Origin of the sequence: Pantoea latae, assembly GCF_002077695.1 — a bacterium.
Taxonomy (GTDB): domain Bacteria; phylum Pseudomonadota; class Gammaproteobacteria; order Enterobacterales; family Enterobacteriaceae; genus Pantoea; species Pantoea latae.
Window position 1 is genome coordinate 1 of sequence record NZ_MWUE01000039.1, and the last position, 598, is coordinate 598.

Annotated in this window: 1 protein-coding gene; it reads left to right on the plus strand. The window is 57.5% G+C overall.

The window, feature by feature from the left end:
* A partial coding sequence (locus tag B2J69_RS22265; protein WP_143806330.1) for a GTP-binding protein occupies positions 1-598 on the plus strand: 598 nt, incomplete at both ends.

Here is a 598-nt window from a genome sequence, read left to right on the forward strand (position 1 = left end):
AAAGAGCAATTTCAACGTAACAAACTGCACGTAAACGTGGGCACCATCGGTCACGTTGACCACGGTAAAACCACCCTGACTGCAGCAATCACCACCGTTCTGGCTAAAACCTACGGCGGCCAGGCTCGCGCATTCGACCAGATCGATAACGCGCCGGAAGAGAAAGCACGTGGTATCACCATCAACACTTCACACGTTGAGTATGAAACCCCGTCTCGCCACTACGCGCACGTTGACTGCCCGGGCCACGCCGACTATGTGAAAAACATGATCACCGGTGCTGCGCAGATGGACGGCGCTATCCTGGTTGTTGCTGCGACTGACGGCCCGATGCCGCAGACCCGTGAGCACATCCTGCTGGGTCGTCAGGTTGGCGTGCCTTACATCATCGTGTTCCTGAACAAGTGCGACATGGTTGATGACGAAGAGCTGCTGGAACTGGTTGAGATGGAAGTGCGTGACCTGCTGTCACAGTACGACTTCCCGGGCGACGACACGCCGATCGTTCGCGGTTCCGCGCTGAAAGCGCTGGAAGGCGACGCTGAGTGGGAAGCGAAGATCGTTGAGCTGGCTGGCCACCTGGATACCTACATCCCGG